The organism is Sphingobacterium sp. MYb382, assembly GCF_037572665.1.
GTDB lineage: Bacteria > Bacteroidota > Bacteroidia > Sphingobacteriales > Sphingobacteriaceae > Sphingobacterium.
The window spans coordinates 1-18,546 of sequence record NZ_JBBGZT010000012.1 but is presented as its reverse complement, the minus strand read 5'-3'; the positions used below and the strand labels follow the sequence as shown (position 1 = coordinate 18,546).

The window sequence follows — 18,546 nt, the reverse complement described above, 5'->3', positions numbered from 1 at the left end:
TATATCATTTACTTCAAATCAATATCGCATTTACTCTTTGAGAAAAATTTAATTCAACTTCTTCTTCATATGTTAAAAATATAATATGTATGGGGAATGACAATAGTATAGGGTCTAGTTTTTCTCTTATAATTTTAGGTTCATTTTCATTTCTGTAAAGAATAAGTATATCAATATCACTTTTTAAATTTTTATCTTCTTGTAATGATGAACCGAACAAATAACATTTGTTGTTTGGTAATGTTTTAAGTACTGAAATTAAAGAAGTTAGGATGTTTTCCATATATTATTTAATGCACCTAATAATTGTCTCCAAGTATATATTTTAACCCCTAAAGATTCTGCTACACTTTCTGCGCCTCCAGTTATTCTTGCGTTAGGATTTGAAGCAAGTATACCATCAAAAGCTTTATAAACTTGTTTTCCATTTCGCACTGATTCAGTGTTTAAATCATAATCATTTAATGCTACAATTATAACGGGTGGTAGACTGTTTCTAGTGATAAAATATCTTCTATCGTCCAAGCGTTTTACAGATGAAACTTTAGAATGTTGTTCAAGACCTCTTATTATGAAAGAAACCTCTTTGGGTTGATATGGCCAATTTTCATCTTCTGATAAAACCCTATATAAGTCACCTAAACCGCCGTAACTAATTTGCTTTGAATCTAAATACTCAAATATTTCGCCGGCTGTATATGCATCTTTTGGAATATTAAGTAAAAATTCGAAAGAATGTTCTTTGACAACTTTAATAACGGTAGCAGAGTTTGTTACTTTTGATGAAATCGCTGCGACCCTTAATGGAATTCCTTCTTTTCTTTGTATATTAATTACATTATCAGGACCTATATTCACAGATAAAACATGGTCATGTTTTCCAATACTTTCTATTAACCAATTTGGTGCATTATTTAGCATGTTATAAAAATATGTTGTTCATTTCAATTGGGAACATAGTTCCATTACTGTCTTCTTTATTTATGTGTTTAGCTTCAAAATCTTTAACATGTGTTTTGAATTTTGCAAAAATATTTTTTTCGTTTTTGTCTAGTAAGCTATAATTTTTGTCAATAATATTTAAAATTTTCCTGTTGTTTGGTAGAATTGTTTTATGAATATTACGATTCCATTCTTTTGGCATTTCACTTTCGGGATTAAACCTTTCATCGGTCATTGGTCCGTAGGTTTCAAAAACAAATTTATTTTCTAACATTAAAGGGTTTATCAATTTCCAAACCTCTTCTCTGTCATTACAAAGCTTAATATTAAAGATTTCATTTATTTTATTTGAGTGTTCTTTCTTCCAAGTTTTGATTAGACTATCTGGATATTCAGTATCTGCTTTGTCAATTGATGTATGACAATTAGGACATAGTAAAATTAAATTTTCAAATTCCCCCCTTGCTTCTTTGGTAAGTTTAGAGTCACTTCTGGGGCCTCCATCACTTGCGCTAAAAATATGAGCCATTTCTGCTATGTGGAAATCGCTTTCTCCAACAGTGATAAACAGGTTTTTATTACAATTTGGATTCTGACAATATCCACCAGAATCTGCAAATAATTGTAATTTAACATGATTGCTTGGAGATGCTTTTCCTCTTTTACACGACATAGTTTCTTTATTATTGCACACTAAGTTCAAATATAAGCGCAGTACGGATTTTTGAAGATAAGATGTTCGTTTTATCAATAAAATCCGAAATCCGCCTGTATAAAGTTGCCCGTTTGTTATTTTAATCGCTTGAGATTGGTTAAATATTTTTTACAGAGCCTTTTTTCTCTCGTATCAAAAAGTGCTCTTTTTACAGCATAAGTTCCTCCTAATCCTAATCCTAAAGCGCCCAATATTTCTTTTGAATATTCTGCTGATAAAGCTTGAGGGTTGTTAATTAGCATATATGTTGCAAACGGTATTGAAGCAAGTCCAATTCCCATTAGTACGATTTCTCTTGTTAAGTCAGAATAAATGTCATTAAAACTATCGATGAATTGTCTTTCCGTAATTCCATTTCCAATGGATTCCTCCAAGAGGTTAATTTGATTATTAAACGTAGTAATTCGTTCTCTATTTTGATTTCTAAACTCAATTAATCTGTCAAATCCTATGTCTGAAATATTTGCAGGAACAAGTAAGTTTATTATTCCTTTCATAAACTTATTTTTATTACTCGTTCCTGGATTGTAGACTCTTGAAAAATTTGAATAGTTGTCGAATTCAATATTGTCAGTTATAATTGAACCATTTCTTTCATATGAAATTTCTTGGGCCAAATGTGTCATAAATAAAAAAGCCAATTCTTTGGGCAGTATTAAACCTTCTCCATTTCTTCTCCCAATTCTTTCTCTTTCGCAAAATTCCCCAAATTGATAAGAAAATTTCTCTGCGAAAATTTGATACGTCCAATTTCTTTCATCTCGCCAACTTCTCTCAATATTGATTCGATTCATTAATGGACCTCTTCCATAAGGATTTTGCAAGAATTTTTCAGCTTCCTCAATTGATTTAATAGAAGCTCTTTCTCCTTGCAAAAATTCAGGTGAGTACATTTCGACCAAATCAGTTTCGTTTGATAGTCTTCTGTAATCGTCTGAAATTAAATGTTGCCTACCATATGGTACAATGCTCTCAATTTTTTCCAAATAAAGAATTGAAAACTTTAGCCATTCAGTATTTGGCGGTTCTAAATTCGGATAGTATATAAATTTCTTCATATGGTTTTTATAATCATGCACAAATCCCCAATATACGAAAGTATAAAAATATACAGACTAATTTGTTACCCAATACAGAGAATGAACATTACGAGTAACAAGACTTTACCAACCGCATGAAAAAGAATAAAAAAAACAATGACAAGGAAGGTGATAAAGATTTTTTTTCACTATTGAAGACTAGATTGAAGCCAAATTCTGCCACAAAGAGCCATCTAACCTCGTATCTAGGTAACGAATAGTTATAGCCTCTAAATTCACTTGCATCACTAAAATTTTAAATATGCAAGGAGAAGACGATTTGAGAGGTTTAGCCAAAATAATGGCTTTTATGCGTGCCGTAAGTATTCTTTTGGTACTGATGCACTTTTATTGGTTCTGTTACGGGTTCTTCGCTGAACGTAGCTGGACATTGGAAATACTTGGTAAGATACTTATCAATTTCAACCATACCGCAGAGCTGTTCGCACACACATTTTACACCAAAATATTTGCATTAACATTACTAGCATTAAGTTGTTTGGGTACGAAAGGTGTAAAGAATGAGAAGATAACATGGTCTAAGATTTATACAGCCTTAGTCATCGGGGTTGCTCTGTTTTTTCTCAACACACCACTATTGAAATTATCCACAGGAATCGCCACATTACTTTACATCTTAACGACGAGTATCGGATATATTACTCTGCTAATGGCGGGCGTGTGGATGAGCAGACTGCTCCGAAACAACCTGATGGACGATGTTTTTAATAATGAGAATGAGAGCTTCCAGCAGGAAACTAACCTGATGCAAAATGAATACTCGGTTAACTTGCCCACGAAGTTTTATTACAAAGGTAAATGGAACAACGGTTGGATTAATGTAGTGAATCCCTTTAGGGCATCCATAGTATTAGGAACTCCAGGTTCAGGGAAATCGTATGCCATTATAAACAACTATATCAAACAACACATCGAAAAAGGTTTTTCGATGTATATATACGATTTCAAATTCGATGACCTTTCTACCATCGCCTATAATCATTTATTGAAGCATACGAATAAATACAAAGTAAAGCCCAAGTTCTATGTCATCAACTTTGACGACCCGCGCCAAAGCCACCGTTGCAATCCGCTTAATCCCGTCTTTATGACCGATATATCCGATGCCTATGAAGCGGCTTATACTATTATGCTAAATCTGAATAGAAGCTGGATACAGAAGCAAGGCGACTTCTTTGTCGAAAGCCCTATTATATTGCTTGCTGCTATTATATGGTTTCTGAAAATTTATGAGGATGGAAAATATTGTACATTTCCACACGCCATTGAATTACTGAATAAAAAATATTCAGATGTATTTACCATTCTGACTTCTTATCCCGATTTAGAAAACTATCTTTCTCCGTTTATGGATGCATGGCAAGGTGGAGCGCAAGACCAACTACAAGGACAAATTGCTTCCGCTAAAATTCCTTTATCAAGAATGATAAGCCCACAGCTTTATTGGGTAATGACAGGAGATGATTTTTCATTGGACATCAACAACCCCAAAGAACCGAAGATACTATGTGTTGGAAATAACCCCGACCGTCAGAATATTTACTCCGCAGCTTTGGGATTATACAATTCAAGAATTGTAAAGCTTATCAACAAAAAAGGACAACTAAAGAGTTCTGTTATCATAGACGAATTACCTACTATATATTTTCGGGGGTTGGACAATCTTATCGCAACTGCACGTAGCAATAAGGTGGCTGTTTGTTTGGGCTTTCAAGATTATTCGCAACTGACAAGGGATTACGGAGATAAGGAAAGTAAAGTAATTCAAAATACTGTTGGTAATATATTCTCTGGTCAAGTGGTAGGGGAAACTGCAAAGAACCTAAGTGAACGTTTTGGCAAGGTATTGCAGAAACGTCAAAGTATGACCATCAACCGTAACGATAAATCTACTTCTATATCTACTCAATTAGACAGTCTGATACCTGCCTCTAAAATATCCACCTTAACACAGGGTTTGTTCGTGGGAGCAGTTGCTGACAATTTTGATGAGCGCATCGAACAGAAAATCTTTCATGCCGAAATCGTGATGGACAATGAAAAATTGGCAACCGAAACCAAAGCCTACAAAATTATACCGCAGATATTATCCTTTACCGATGAAAACGGAACGGACAATATGAAGCAGGAAATTGAAACCAATTACAGGCAAGTCAAGATAGATATTGTTCAGGTCGTGGAAACCGAATTAGAACGTATCAAAAATGACCCTGATTTGCAGCATTTGGTACAATAACATGAGAAATGAAACAATAACTTAAGAGGTTTTTTAAGCTTTTCTGTAGAATTTTGAGATTAGTCTAGTGTATCTTTTTTTACTTATCAAGCTCCGCAAAATGTAGTCATTTTTATCACTTATCAAAAATGAATATAAAAAAAACACTATTACATATGGATATTTTAAAATTATTTTTTATATTTGCAAGCATAAAGTAAGCAATATATGTAATAAGTTATTTCTTTCAGACAAATAAGAGTGACAACCGCAAAACGGTTGCTCTATTTTCTCATCTTTAAAGAAAGAAATCATGCTTACTATCCAAAATATATCATATACACATCTTAATAAAGATTTACTGTTCAGCGAAATTAATCTTTCAGTAAATAATCACAGTAAAATTGCTTTAATCGGAAACAACGGAGTTGGAAAATCTACGTTGCTCAAAATTATTGCAAAAGAACTTCAACCGTCTTACGGACAAATAGCTATTAATACAGAACCTTATTATGTTCCTCAAATTTTCGGACAATTCAATCATTTGACGATTGCACAAGCCTTACGAATTGAAGATAAGTTAAATGCTTTAGCAGAAATTCTAAATGGAAATACAAACGAAGACAATTTCAACATATTGAACGATGATTGGACTATAGAAGACCGTTGTATTGAGGCTTTGCAGTATTGGCAATTATCCGACTTGGACTTATCTCAAAAAATGTGAACATTGAGTGGTGGACAGAAAACAAAAGTTTTCCTTGCTGGGATTACCATTCATCAGTCCGAATTGATTTTGCTTGATGAGCCAAGCAATCATTTGGATATTTTAGGAAGACAGTTGTTGTATGATTTCATACAATCAACTAAATACTCTTTAATAATCATAAGCCATGACAGAAAATTATTAAATCTTTTAGATACTGTTTGCGAATTGAACAAAAATGGAATTAAAGTTTATGGTGGTAATTATGATTTTTATAAGGAACAGAAAAAGATTGATGCCAATGCTTTGAACCAAGATATTCAAAGCAAAGAAAAAGAATTGAAGAAAGCCAAAGAGAAAGAACGGGGAACTTTGGAACGACAACAAAAGTTAGACAGCAGAGGAAAAGGTAAACAAGAGAAATCGGGGGTTGCACGAATAATGATGAACACTTTGCGAAACAATGCAGAAAATAGCACTGCAAAACTAAAAGGTATTCATGCAGAAAAAATTGGAAATATAAAGCAAGAACTCCAAAACTTACGTTTTTCTCTTTCTGAAACCGAGCAAATGAAACTCGATTTTGATAATTCAAAGCTGCATAAAGGCAAAAATATTTTTAAAGCAGATAACATTAATTTTGCTTATAAAAACGAAAAATATTTATGGAATGAAAGCCAAAGTTTTCAAATTTCTAGTGGAGAACGTATTGGTGTAAAGGGTGCCAATGGCTCTGGTAAAACGACTTTAATAAAATTGATTATAGGAAATCTCATACCACAAATCGGTAGTATTTTTATTGCGAAAAGCAAAATAATTTATATTGACCAAGATTATTCTTTAATAAACAATAATCAAAAAATTTACGAACAGGCACAACAATCTAATATTTCTGCATTGAAGGAACATGAAGTTAAAATGAGATTAAACCGCTTTTTATTTACCAAAGATGATTGGGATAAACCTTGCAGTGTTTTGAGCGGAGGAGAAAAAATGCGTTTAATGTTATGCTGTTTAAATATTAGTAACCAGTCGCCCGATGTTATTGTTTTAGACGAACCAACGAATAATTTGGATATTCAGAATTTAGAAATATTATCTAATGCTATTAACGAATATAAAGGGACATTACTTGTCATTTCTCATGATGAAACTTTTTTAGAGGAAATAAATATCAATCGCACAATACAACTATAAAAAAATAGAAATTAAATATTATGAAAATGAATGTATCTGGATTATTACCCAATCCGCCAACGGGAGGCATATTAGAAAATATACAATCGTATTTGAAAAATAGTGGCATACCGTCATATCGTTTCCAACAATTAGTTTACTCATTGCAACGAGGTTGTTTAAATTTTGAAGATGCAAAAGAACTGCCTAAACCTGTACGTGACCAACTTATATCACAATTTGGAGCAACCCCCATACCACTTACCATAATAGAAAGCCACAGTTCTAAACAGGTGCAAAAAGTACTATTTGAGACGAAATCAAAAGCAAAAATAGAAACTGTACTTTCCCATTATCAGACAGGTTGGACATCAATGTGTATTTCATCGCAATGTGGATGTGGACTAGGTTGTACTTTTTGTGCTACTGCCGCAATGGGGTTAATGAGAAACCTTACAGCTGATGAGATTTGCGCACAGGTTTTTCACCCGCATTGGCAACAAAAATTACCCGACAGTATTGCTTTTATGGGAATGGGCGAAGCACTTGCCAACCCTAATATATTTACTGCTATTGAGGCGTTCACAACAAAGGGTTACGGCGGGCTTTCGCAACGAAGGATTACAGTTTCAACAGTTGGCTTTGCTCCTAATTTAGAACGAATGGTCCAAGAGTATCCTAATGTTACAATCACACTATCCGTTCATTCACCATTCTCAAAACAACGAGCAGAGTTAATTCCTCTTGAAAAAAAGTTCTCCTTAGTTGATAATCTTACTGTTTTGGACAAATATGTTAAGACTTTTAATCGCAAGGTTTACCTAGCTTATTTATTGATAAAAAATTTGAATGACACAAATGAACATCTAAACGCACTTGTTGAATTAGTAAAGTCTCAATATCGTCCAGAACTGTACCATATCAGCGTTATTCGATATAATAATGCTTTTGGAGCTAATCCTGCTTATCAGCAACCATCAATAGAAAGCGTATCAAAATTTGTTGAGCAATTACAATCTCAAGGTATTCATGCCTCGAGAAGAACACAATTCGGCTCGGGAATAGAAGCTGCTTGCGGACAGCTACATGCACAATATGAGCAAAAGAATAAAAAAAGACAATAAATTCTATGTAGTTATATCATTATTCGACTCCAAATAAATAATAACATAATAGTCTAAATATAAGTATTTTTAAAATGGATAAATTTTATAAAAAAGCGAGAGAAGATTTAGAAAATAAAATAAAAGAACTGACTTATGAGCAGGATAATTCTTTGCTTTTTTATGAAAAAGCTATTGAAGTCGTGTTGCGTAAAACCGCAGAACTTAAAGTTTTCGTATTGAAAACGGGATTTATTAGCGAAAAGGAGGAAATACATTTTTTCAAGCATGTTAAACCGGTTTTCGTAGCAAGTCTGATTTACCACAATGCCATTTACAAAATCGAAACAAAAAAGCCTTATGGAGCAAAGCCCATTCGGAAATACCTCAAAAAAGAACTGAAAAAGTTAAAAAGGTTCTTTGACAATAATCTCGATTTCTACATGTATTACCGGAGCAATAATTCTTTCCTCGATGAAAAATACTTCGTGCGAGGTAAACAAGACATTCAGCTATGTGTAGATACCGTTTATTTTCAGTCTGATATGACTTTTTCTACTTCTCATGATTATAAGGTCGCCAAGATAATGGCGAACGATTTGATACAAGTCTATATTGAAGACAAGCTATATAAAAACACAGAACAAGTAGAATTATCGAAAGACATGCCAAGATTGAATTGGACGGGTACCAAAGCTTCCTTGATTGAATTGATTTATGCTCTACATTATCAAGGTGCGCTTGACAACGGAAAAAACGACATAAGAAAGATAGCTAAATATTCTGAAAGAGTTTTTGGGATTGACCTAGGGAATTTCTATCAGACTTATTTGGAATTGAGAAACCGGAAGATTAACCGTACAAAATTCCTTGATGCGCTTCGCGAGGAACTTTTAAGGAGAATGGGCGAGCAGGATGAAAAGTAGAATGTAGTTTTATTTGGGTGTGCCGCAGCTTGCATTTTTCAAGCTCTAATAGACAGTTTAAAAAATGCAAGCGGCTCAGGCTATTCGCTATATCTTATGTTAATATTTAAGAACCATAAAAGGATGCCGCTTCTATCCCTCACATTATATGTCATTAAAAAAGCTAAGCATTTTACCTACTTCTGCATCCATTTTGGAGAAGACAAACCATTTCTTACCTAAATCTTTCAATGATGCTCCGATATGGTAAAGTTCCGTAGCGTCTATAATAAGGAAGCGAACATGGGCGTGGGCAAAAGTATGCATTTCAATAGATTACTATTGACTGTTTTACCGTTGCACATTTAGATGCAATTTCTTGCTGATAATTTTGGTGTTGATGGTCGCACATACTGTTTTTTCACGTTTCTCAAGTAAGGTAAGTACCTTGTCGTCAAAATAGTTATCAATAAAAACAATTGACTTTTATAAGCCTCGGATAAAATTGGAAATAAACGTAAAAGCATCGAATATTTGACCATCATAGAATATTCCTTTTTCACTCTGGAGTTTACCGCTATCCAATGTCCTAAAGATTTCCTCAAATTTCCCATCAGCCTCAACTTGTTTCAATTCGATTTTATCCACCCGTGAAAGCAACGCAGCGTTGCCTATCAATATTTTCCGCATCTCTACAAATGCGTTCATAATTTCAATGCTAACCTTTACAGCAACTTCGCTACGCAATACAGCAGACAGCATAGCGATACCTTGTTCAGTAAATACATAGGTTAAATGACGTCGTCTACCACAACCTGTGTTTGAGGTTCCAATCTGGAACCTCAAAGTTTCACTTTCTTTTTCGGCCAATTGAAAACAAAAGCTATCAGGAAACTGCTCGGTATTTCTTTTTACGGCTTTGTTGAGTATTTTGGTCTCGACCTGATAAAGTGAAGCCAGGTCTCTATCAATCACGACCTGTTTATCTCGTACCGTATAAATAAGACATTCTATTTCTTTACGGTTTATAATAGTGGTATTCATTTCTTTTTATAAATGTTTTTTTCAAATTCAAAAGAGGTTTCTCCCTTATCGTTCATAGTGATGTAGGCATCGAATTTTTTTCCTGCTTTGCTTTTCATTCCTTTGATAAGGTTGGTTTTTCCTTTTTTTACTAGACTATCTATTTCAGGTAGACCTAACTTAACCCCACAAATATTTCGGAATTGAAGCCAGTTACAAGACTCATTGGGACACTTGACAACCTTTTCTCTAACGACCAGGTTGGTCGTTTTACATTTTGGGCAGGTCAATTCGGGCTGTTCTTCTTTAGCAATATTCACATTTAAAAGCTCCTGTGTAATGGATGAAGTGTATGCTTCCATAGCTTTGTGAAAAACAGTGACATCTGCCTCATTATTTTCAATTTTATGCAATGCCACTTCCCATTCGGCTGTCATGGCAACATCAGCAATTCGTTTGTCCTTTATTGCCCCATAAACCTGTATTCCTTTTTGCGTGGGAACAAGTGATTTCTTTTCACGTTTGATATAATCTCTTTTAAAAAGCGTTTCTATTATTGACGCTCTTGTAGCTGGTGTACCAATACCAATACTTTGTAGAGCTTTCCGTTCGTCTTCGTTTTCCATCTCCTTTCCAGCATTTTCCATTGCGGACAATAAGCTAGCTTCGGTGTAAAGCATAGGTGGCTTGGTTTTCTTTTCCAATACTTCCGCAGTTTTTATTTTCAGTTCATCACCAACTCTTATTTCGGGTAATTCCTGTATAGGCTCGTTGTCTTCTTCTGTGAAATTTCCCCTGATACCACGCCAGCCAGCTTCAACAATTTTACATCCTTTCAACGCAAAATCGTAATGCGAAACCTGTAATGTAATATCAGTTATTTCTTTGGAACAGGTGTGAGATACTGCTTCTAGTAATCGCAGGGCAATCATATCGTATATGACATCTTCCTTTGCAGGTAATGCAGACGGAATTTTTTCGGTGATTAGTAATCCGTGATGGTCAGTTACTTTTATATCGTTTACGATACGCTTATTGAAACGCCCCCATTTTACTTTTCCGACTGCTTCTTCGCAGGACGTCTTTGTCTCCAATGCCCTTACCAATGGAGGGATTTCTGACCATAAGTCTTCGGGAATATATTTACTTCCAGTTCGAGGATAAGTAATAAACTTCTTTTCGTACAAACTTTGCGCAACGTTCAATGTTTCTTCGGCGGAAAACCCTAGCTTTTTATTTGCTTCTTTTTGTAATCCAGTAAGGTCGAACAGCAGTGGTGGTGGTTCCGAAACAGTTTTGTGTTCTACTCCAGAGACGATTGCCACAGCGTTTCTTTGAACAGATTTAAGTTTATCCTCAGCCTCTTTTTTGACGTCCCATTTGGTTTTAGAAAGACTCTTGAAGTCCACAAACTCCTTGCGGTGTTCTAACTGTATTTGCCAATATTTTTTGATGGAAAACTCTTTATTTTCTAAATATCGTTTGCAAATTAGGGCAAGGGTTGGAGTTTGTACACGACCAAGCGAGTAGACGCCATGACCAGCTGCAATACTCAATGCCTGCGAAGCATTGATACCTACTATCCAATCCGCTTGGCTCCGTCCTTGTCCCGCATGATATAGACCGTCAAAATTGGTTCCATCATTTAGGTTTTCAAAGCCTTGCTTAATTGCTTTCTCCGTTAAGGAACTTATCCATAAACGTTGAAAGGGTTTGCTACATTTCAAGTAGTCATAAATATACCTAAAGATGAGTTCTCCCTCACGTCCAGCATCTGTAGCTACGATGATGCTATCGCAACGACTAATAACCTGCTCGATAATCTTCAACTGCCTTACTGCCCCGCTATCGGGGACATAGCTCTTGTCTCTTTTTATCTTTCGTACCGTCAGTAGAAAAGGATTGGGTAATATGGGCAAGTTTTCTCTTTGGAAACCCAATAGTCCGTAATCCTCGGGCATAGCCAATCCGACTAAATGCCCCAACGCCCATGTAACCTGATAGCCATTACCTGTCAGGTAGCCGTCCTTTTTTTCGGTGGCTCCCAATAAGGCGGCTATTTCACGGGCGACACTCGGTTTTTCTGCAATTATTGCTTTCATAATACATGCTCTTTTGTAATGATTATCTTTTTATCCCTTTGGATTTAGCAGAAATTTTTGGGGTTTCCTGTTGTTGCTGTTGCATTTTGTCTTTCGGTTCTTGCTGTTTAGGGCTCAAAGGTTCTTTGATATTCTTGGTAGCTTCGTTGGTTTTTCCTTCCGAATTGACGGCAGTTTGCGTCTTGTTGGCTTCCGCAGGTTGTATTTTGTCTTTCAGCTTATTTGGATTGCTAAAGGAAAAACCTGTTTTGCCTGTTTCTTTGTCTAGGGTGATATAGCCTTGATACTTTTGCCCTTTTTTGTCTAAAAGACCATCTACAAAAATGGTTTGTCCTGCTTTGAACTTGTCATACTGTTGGTCGGTAAGCTCTTTTCCTCTGAATGTTTTCGATGCTTCCTGTGGTTGGTTCGTTTGTTGGTTTTGGTTTTGTTTCTTCGCATTGCTTCTGTCAAAAAGGAATTCTATAAAACGTTTATCTGCATTATATTGAACAGTGGCATCAAAAGTGTCGCCCTTTTTAGATGTCATACCCTCCAAAGGAAGCGGTTTCCCGTCCAGCAAGATTTGTTTTTGCTCTTCATTTAACTTTATTCCTTTAATTTCTTTGGGTATTTTCATCCAATCTTGTCGTAACGCAATAACCTCATTCGTCAAGCTGTCAATACTAATGATGGATGGTATTTTATCACCCGTTTTGGGGTTAGTTAAATCTACTATACGTCCCATATTCCCATTGTTGTGCAGGTTTTCTTTATCTTCTTTAGTGAACTCATGACCAAAAAAAGGAGTAGAAAGGTTTGGTTCTTTACGAATACCGTGAATAGTTAATACGGCAGTCCCATTTTCATTTCTTTGAAGAGCGAGCCTTGCATCCATACGGGTAACGGCGGTTCCGAGGTTAAGACTTATCGGCATCAATATATTAGTCTTATATCCCTTTAATAAGGTATCAAGTACGCCTGTTTTTTCGAGCCTTTCCTTGCTCAAGCCCAAATTATTAAAAGTTTCCCAATCAAGTTCATCCACCTTAAAACGATATTCGTTTGTTTGAGGTGTTACTTGAGCTGTTTCCATGTTTTTCTTGGCTTCCTGTTGTTGCTCCTTTGGCTCTTCTTTTACCTCATGCTTTGCCAAAATCTTTTCACCCTCTTTTGTGGGAGCTTCAACCTGTTTCTGTATTTCTTTGGCAGTATCAACAGCTTCCAGTGCAGGAACTTTGAAAAAGGAAAAGCGGGTAGGGTCTTTAAGTTGTCTCAAAAAGTTGGAAAAGAAGTTGGAGAAAATGTCTCCACTTTTATCCACTCGCATGAATTGACTTTGGTTTTTCTTGTTTGCATCCACGGTTTCCAATTCGCCATTTTTGCCAATGCCGGTGACGGCTTGGATTTTCTTTTTATCCTTATCCATCACTAGCAATACGTCCGACAGTTGTTCGGGATATTGCAGGTTTTCTGTGTTCTGTTCGCTCATCGTATTGATTTTTAAAAGTTATAATTTTCCAAAACTAATTGACGCAAGTACGGCTATAGAATAGCTGTCATTGAATGGCGCAATTTGTCATTGATTGTCCTTTGTTCGTTGTAGAGGTGCGGTGAAACTTTCTCTGATGAACTGATGTACATCTGATAGTTTGTAGTATAACTTTCCGCTAATGGTGTAGTACGGCAATTTGCCTGATGAGCGGTATCGCTGTAAAGAGCGGTGACTGATTTTAAGCAATTGAAGTAAGTCTTGGTTATCCAGTAACTCTTCACCGTCAATGCTGTTTCGCTCTTTCTGTATGTCGATAATATACTCTTTCAAAATATCGAAACGCTCCATGATACGCTCCATCCATGCGATAAACTCCATTCTGTCGATATTCATAGCAATAATGTTTTAATTGTTTTCTTACAGACAAAGTTGGAGCATTTGGCAGAGGCTGTCTTCCGATGTGTGTCTATCACAAAGGCAGATTTTTCATTTTGTTACAATTGTTTTAAAGCGCTGTTTCTCAATGGCTTTATGTTTCTAATTCGATAGTTTGGCATTTAGGCAATGGATTTGTCTATATACACATATAGGCTAATGGGCAAAAAAAAGAACAGCACCTGTGATGTTGTTCTTTTTATCTTCAATAGAGGTAAAGATTAGAGGTTGTCTTCTTTGTCCATATATTCCTCTAAACTGGATTTTAGTTGGTCTAAAAATAATGTTCGTGAGCCTGCACGGGTTTTCATTCGATGAAAACTATTGTGGATGTCATTAAGAGAAACACGAAACAAGATTTGGAAAACCATGCTGATTTTCCGAATACCTATTTTTCCATGCGAAATTGAATCGCAGGCATGGAGTGCGTAAACTAATTCGATAAGGGCATTTTTTGACTGTGTCCAAAAAACATCTTTCGTTTCTTCATTTTGTAGTAGGACATCAGGATTTTGTTCAGGACTTAACTTTGTTGTCAGATAATTATAGATTAATTCGTTGGCTATTATTTTTGCCACCTTGTAATCAAAGTAAGTTGAAAATTTAGAGTCGATTTCAAATACGTAACTATTTAAACCGTCATAATAATTGATATTTCCACGTATAAAATATTCTTCGTCTTTGTCAGTTCTTCCCGAACGACAATACCGATAAAAAGCAGAATTGCATATATGTTCCTTATATTCCAGTGTTAGTCCCCGAAGCTGCAAAGCATAATAGTTTTGGTTCAAATCACCATTGTCTATGGGACAAGCTGTTTCAATCCGATATATCTTGTTGTAGTAAATAAGTTTGCCGAGAATATTTGGTTTTACCTGTTTGAAGAAAATGATTTCTTCGTCTTTACTGGAAAAGCCCTCGTTTATTATATCTTCTTTGACAGCACGCAATAACTCTTGGAGGTAAATCGTCATTTTATAAGCCTCGTCAATAAAGCTGGATGCCTCAATGGACAACTTCCTTTCCTGCTTTTGGATTTCGGCAACGATATTGTTCAAAGGATGTCTCATAGCTAAGGATTTTAATTACACTAAAACTATTCTGCATACAAATATTATTCTTAATAATTATTTTCTTCCATGAGATGAACCGAAGTCATGGAAGATATTCTAGTATATTATAAGAAGTGGGTATATTTGACATTGAGAACGCAAAGGAACTTGGTTAATTTTAAGACGGTACGAAAGAAATGGAAAATTTAAAAGCTATATATGGTTATCAGGATATTTTTAAATCATCACTACCCAATGATGCATTTTCATTTTTGCAAAAATATTCAACTAAAAATATTCTTATAAAGATTGCTCATATAAATTCTATAATATATGATTTAGGGGGTGAGGAACATGATAGGAGGATTTTTGAGGAAGTTCTTTTTGGTCAAATGTCTTTAGCTAGAAAAACAGTAAATAATCTTGACTATAAACTAAGTACAGGTAGTTTTTTTGCATCCCCACATCTATCCGAACTTATAAAAGAGGCTTTAAATAATTATTCCGAAAGCCAGGATGATGATTTATCATATGAAGAATTTGCTATCAACCTTTTTAGAACTATACTGGTTTTCAATGAAAAGTATAATAATAAGTCAGCAGCAGCAAGTAATTTGACGAGTTTTAGAGATGTTTTCGCATTAGGAGCATTACAACAAGACTATATAAGAACCACAAGACCAATAACATATTTTATAAAATTTGCATTCATGTGCAAATTTCTTAGCGAGGATGTCCAACTAAGGGATGTAACCATAAAATTTTGTCAAGATTATGGGATGGCGTCTCCTTGGAATATTAGTAAATTCTTGATGGAATTGTACATTGATACAGATAAAAAGGTTGCTAAATTCGCTTTGGAAAAAACAGCTGTTCCAGCTTATTTCCTCAAAGATTGGTCAATTAATAAAGAGTACATTACACAAAAAAGGAGATTAACGCTGAATTTTGATATTATACCACGACCTTTATTTGAAAGCAATGAGCATGAGTTAATTATGCTTGATTTTAATTTTTTTCAATACACTGTAGACCAAGGCTTTTTTTATAGGATTTTCGAAAAAAATATCAAACCAATTGGTGGGAAATTAAGCAACTTCAATAATTTTAAATCGTACATTGGCACAGCGTATTTTGAAAATTATCTTTGCAAAATCTTACTCCAAAAAATCTTCTCCCAAAAACAACAAGTAATTTATAGCGACAAGAAATATCAAGATTTTCTCATAAAAACCTCATCAGATAATCTGCTTGTTATAGAATCAAAAATGACTGATGTAAACGTTAAAGCATTAGAAAATATCGATTTTGAAAGTTTTAAGGAGAAAATAGAAGAGAACTTGCTTAGTAAAAAAGAAATAGTTGGCAAAAACAAAGGAGCTTATCAGATACTACAGCAATTAGACCAGCTTTATGACGATAAAAATTATGATGAAATTTCAGGCATTCTAAAAATTAAAAATGTGAAAAGATTAAATATCTATCCAATCTTACTTACATCCGATACCAATTATAATATTTTAGGTACAAATGCATTTGTTAATGAGAAGTGTTCCACTGATTTTACAGAGATAAAGGAAAGATTTCAAAGTGTTAATCCTGTGCTTATTCTAAATGTAAACACTTTAATAGAATACTATGATTATTTTAAACGGAGTAAAACTAACTTTACAGACTTAGTGAAAAGTTATTTCAAGGAGATAGGTAGGCAGAAACAACAGTATAATTCAGGAAAAGATATATACAGTTACCTAATGTCTTCGATGTCTTTTGATAGCTACATACAAAGTAAATTAAAAGACGAAACCCTTATTCATCATTTTGAATCATTTTCGAAAGATTTCGCAACGGAACTTTCTGGGCTGGATTTTTCACCGTCTCCCTTGTAGAAGTGTTAGAAAGGAGAAGAACTCAATTGATTTAATATTTAATCATAGATAGATATGTTATTTAAGGAACTGTTAGACAGCAAATACAGGGAATTACGAATAGAATTTGAAAAATTATATCACCTTATTTTAAAGATGCAGACACATGATAGTGATTTGTTGCTTGTCCATTTAAATGCATTTTATAATCCAGACGTATATAGTTGGGATAATCTTGAAGAGAAAATGAGTCCTTATATGTTTGGTCCTAACCATGAGGGGCATTCAGAAAACACCCACCATTCATTTATAGGTCAATATATTAAACATAATATCTCATTAGAAACTTTAGAGAATCATTTATTAAACTTAGAGTATAGGGAAGAAAAAAGAGAGGAAATTGACGGATTAAATTTTGATGAAGCGATATCTATACAAACAGAAATGTTGATTTATTTGAAGATATGGGAATCGGACACATTTATTAAGAAATTTTTTCAACTTGCTAGCCTTTCAGTCGGAGCCGATTACGATTGGCATTATAAGCTTCAAACAACCAGTAGAGAAAAAGGGGCAACAGGAACGAGAGATGTTATTATCCGCACTAAAATTCGAGACAGGTTTAAGAAGTCAATTCCAAAACTATATAACGCATTTAAAAACTGTTACAGTTTTCAAATCAGAAACTCGATAGCTCATTCTCAATATTCGATATTGGGTAGAAGCATTTTGTTAAATAATTATGTAAAAGAAGACCCATACAGTCAACTGCATAATCAATCCTTTGAAGAATGGATAGAAAGGTTTCACGAAACGTTAATTCTATATACACTATATCACGAACTGTTAGGTACCATCAATAACAATTATGGAATAGTTGCTTCTAAAATGGATAATACTATTCCAATACGGATTTCGAGAAAAGAACCAAAGGAAGAAATAGAATACAGAACAATACATTATCGGTCAGTTTTCAAGGATTGGGGTTGGCATCCAGATGAATAGTCACAATTTTGATTTATGTCTATGAGTCGTCTTATAATCTAAATGATGTTTACAGGGACTATCTTTCAATTGGTTCAATCTCCGTAAATCCTCTAATAAAGAGTTCGAGTTCTGTACCAGTGGGTTCACAAAAAGCCTCAACGAAAGTTGAGGCTTTTTTGTTTCCCCACGGGATGAGAACAGAAGGGCAGGGCTGGGTTGGCTCAGGTTCAAAAGTTGGGGAGTCGAGAGAAAATAGGGATCAAGTTGAATTCTTGGGGGGCATCTTTTTTTAAGCATACAATTTCATTACGCGGTATAAGAAGAACTTCGTGTCTCTAACACCTCTGAATATTGCTCTGAAAGCTTTCAGCTTAGCATTAAAAGACTCCGCGGCAGCATTTGTACTCCTATTATCAAAGTAATGAAGGATATTTGGGTGATGTGCAGCAATAGACCTTGCTACACTTTCAAAAGATTCTATCCCTGCATTCTCGGCTTGATGATGCCATAGCGCGAGTTTGGTTAACGCACCTTCTTTACTCTTGCATTTATTAAAGATATCGCCCAATGCTAGCGCTAAATCATACGCTTTCATTACGCGGTATAAGAAGAACTTCGTGTCTCTAACACCTCTGAATATTGCTCTGAAAGCTTTCAGCTTAGCATTAAAAGACTCCGCGGCAGCATTTGTACTCCTATTATCAAAGTAATGAAGGATATTTGGGTGATGTGCAGCAATAGAC

The 18,546-nt window shown here is 34.8% G+C and carries 17 protein-coding genes; 7 read left to right on the top strand and 10 right to left on the bottom strand.

Annotation, left to right across the window (positions count from 1 at the left end; all coding sequences use genetic code 11):
• Window positions 1-13: 13 nt before the first annotated feature.
• The 4 genes from WH223_RS05275 to WH223_RS05260 form a co-directional block, all read right to left on the bottom strand.
• Complete coding sequence (locus WH223_RS05275) at window positions 14-283, bottom strand: nucleotidyltransferase domain-containing protein (RefSeq protein ID WP_340046495.1); 270 nt, start codon at window positions 281-283, stop codon at window positions 14-16.
• Window positions 268-921, bottom strand: coding sequence for a hypothetical protein (locus tag WH223_RS05270; protein ID WP_340046494.1), 654 nt, complete (start codon window positions 919-921; stop codon window positions 268-270). Before WH223_RS05270 ends, WH223_RS05275 begins: the two co-directional genes overlap by 16 nt.
• A 1-nt stretch (window position 922) precedes the next feature.
• Window positions 923-1,615, bottom strand: a complete 693-nt coding sequence (locus WH223_RS05265) for an HNH endonuclease (protein WP_340046493.1) — start codon at window positions 1,613-1,615, stop codon at window positions 923-925.
• 116 nt (window positions 1,616-1,731) lie between these two features.
• Window positions 1,732-2,715: a hypothetical protein gene (locus WH223_RS05260; RefSeq protein WP_340046492.1), complete on the bottom strand. Its 984-nt coding sequence runs from the start codon at window positions 2,713-2,715 to the stop codon at window positions 1,732-1,734.
• A gap of 283 nt (window positions 2,716-2,998) precedes the next feature.
• Here WH223_RS05260 and mobC point away from each other — a divergent pair, with 283 nt between their 5' ends.
• From mobC to WH223_RS05235, 5 genes are all read left to right on the top strand, one after another.
• Window positions 2,999-4,993, top strand: a complete 1,995-nt coding sequence (gene mobC / locus WH223_RS05255; RefSeq protein ID WP_340046491.1) for a conjugal transfer protein MobC — start codon at window positions 2,999-3,001, stop codon at window positions 4,991-4,993.
• A 292-nt stretch (window positions 4,994-5,285) separates the two neighbouring features.
• The gene (locus WH223_RS05250) at window positions 5,286-5,699 is read left to right on the top strand and encodes an ATP-binding cassette domain-containing protein (RefSeq protein WP_340046490.1); all 414 of its coding nucleotides are present in this window, start codon (window positions 5,286-5,288) and stop codon (window positions 5,697-5,699) included.
• 3 nt (window positions 5,700-5,702) lie between these two features.
• Window positions 5,703-6,875 (top strand): ATP-binding cassette domain-containing protein, encoded by a 1,173-nt coding sequence (locus tag WH223_RS05245; RefSeq protein WP_340046489.1) that lies wholly within the window; start codon window positions 5,703-5,705, stop codon window positions 6,873-6,875.
• 20 nt (window positions 6,876-6,895) lie between these two features.
• On the top strand, window positions 6,896-7,978 hold the full coding sequence (locus tag WH223_RS05240; RefSeq protein ID WP_340046488.1) for a radical SAM protein: 1,083 nt from the start codon (window positions 6,896-6,898) through the stop codon (window positions 7,976-7,978).
• Between the two features lie 74 nt (window positions 7,979-8,052).
• Window positions 8,053-8,883, top strand: coding sequence for an RteC domain-containing protein (locus WH223_RS05235; RefSeq protein WP_340046487.1), 831 nt, complete (start codon window positions 8,053-8,055; stop codon window positions 8,881-8,883).
• Window positions 8,884-9,348: 465 nt separating this feature from the next.
• On the opposite strand, the gene WH223_RS05230 is transcribed toward WH223_RS05235, so the two are convergent.
• The 5 genes from WH223_RS05230 to WH223_RS05210 all read right to left on the bottom strand — a co-directional run bounded on the left by WH223_RS05230 (window position 9,349) and on the right by WH223_RS05210 (window position 14,966).
• The gene (locus WH223_RS05230; protein ID WP_340046486.1) at window positions 9,349-9,906 is read right to left on the bottom strand and encodes an ORF6N domain-containing protein; all 558 of its coding nucleotides are present in this window, start codon (window positions 9,904-9,906) and stop codon (window positions 9,349-9,351) included.
• Window positions 9,903-11,987 carry a type IA DNA topoisomerase gene (locus WH223_RS05225; protein WP_340046485.1) on the bottom strand — a complete coding sequence of 695 codons (2,085 nt, stop codon included), beginning with the start codon at window positions 11,985-11,987 and terminating at the stop codon, window positions 9,903-9,905. The genes WH223_RS05230 and WH223_RS05225 overlap by 4 nt, the downstream gene beginning before the upstream one ends.
• Window positions 11,988-12,009: 22 nt before the next feature.
• A complete protein-coding gene (locus WH223_RS05220) occupies window positions 12,010-13,458 on the bottom strand; it encodes a DUF3945 domain-containing protein (protein WP_340046484.1) in 1,449 nt (482 codons plus the stop codon).
• An 87-nt stretch (window positions 13,459-13,545) separates the two neighbouring features.
• Window positions 13,546-13,854, bottom strand: a complete 309-nt coding sequence (locus tag WH223_RS05215; protein WP_340046483.1) for a helix-turn-helix domain-containing protein — start codon at window positions 13,852-13,854, stop codon at window positions 13,546-13,548.
• A 263-nt stretch (window positions 13,855-14,117) separates the two neighbouring features.
• Complete coding sequence (locus tag WH223_RS05210; RefSeq protein WP_340046482.1) at window positions 14,118-14,966, bottom strand: RteC domain-containing protein; 849 nt, start codon at window positions 14,964-14,966, stop codon at window positions 14,118-14,120.
• A gap of 179 nt (window positions 14,967-15,145) precedes the next feature.
• Here WH223_RS05210 and WH223_RS05205 point away from each other — a divergent pair, with 179 nt between their 5' ends.
• Both WH223_RS05205 and WH223_RS05200 read left to right on the top strand, forming a co-directional pair.
• On the top strand, window positions 15,146-16,837 hold the full coding sequence (locus WH223_RS05205) for a hypothetical protein (RefSeq protein ID WP_340046481.1): 1,692 nt from the start codon (window positions 15,146-15,148) through the stop codon (window positions 16,835-16,837).
• A 54-nt stretch (window positions 16,838-16,891) separates the two neighbouring features.
• The gene (locus WH223_RS05200) at window positions 16,892-17,821 is read left to right on the top strand and encodes a hypothetical protein (RefSeq protein WP_340046480.1); all 930 of its coding nucleotides are present in this window, start codon (window positions 16,892-16,894) and stop codon (window positions 17,819-17,821) included.
• 271 nt (window positions 17,822-18,092) lie between these two features.
• Here the strand turns inward: WH223_RS05200 and WH223_RS05195 are convergent.
• Window positions 18,093-18,546 (bottom strand): transposase (locus tag WH223_RS05195; protein WP_340046479.1); only part of this gene is annotated, 454 nt, incomplete at its 5' end.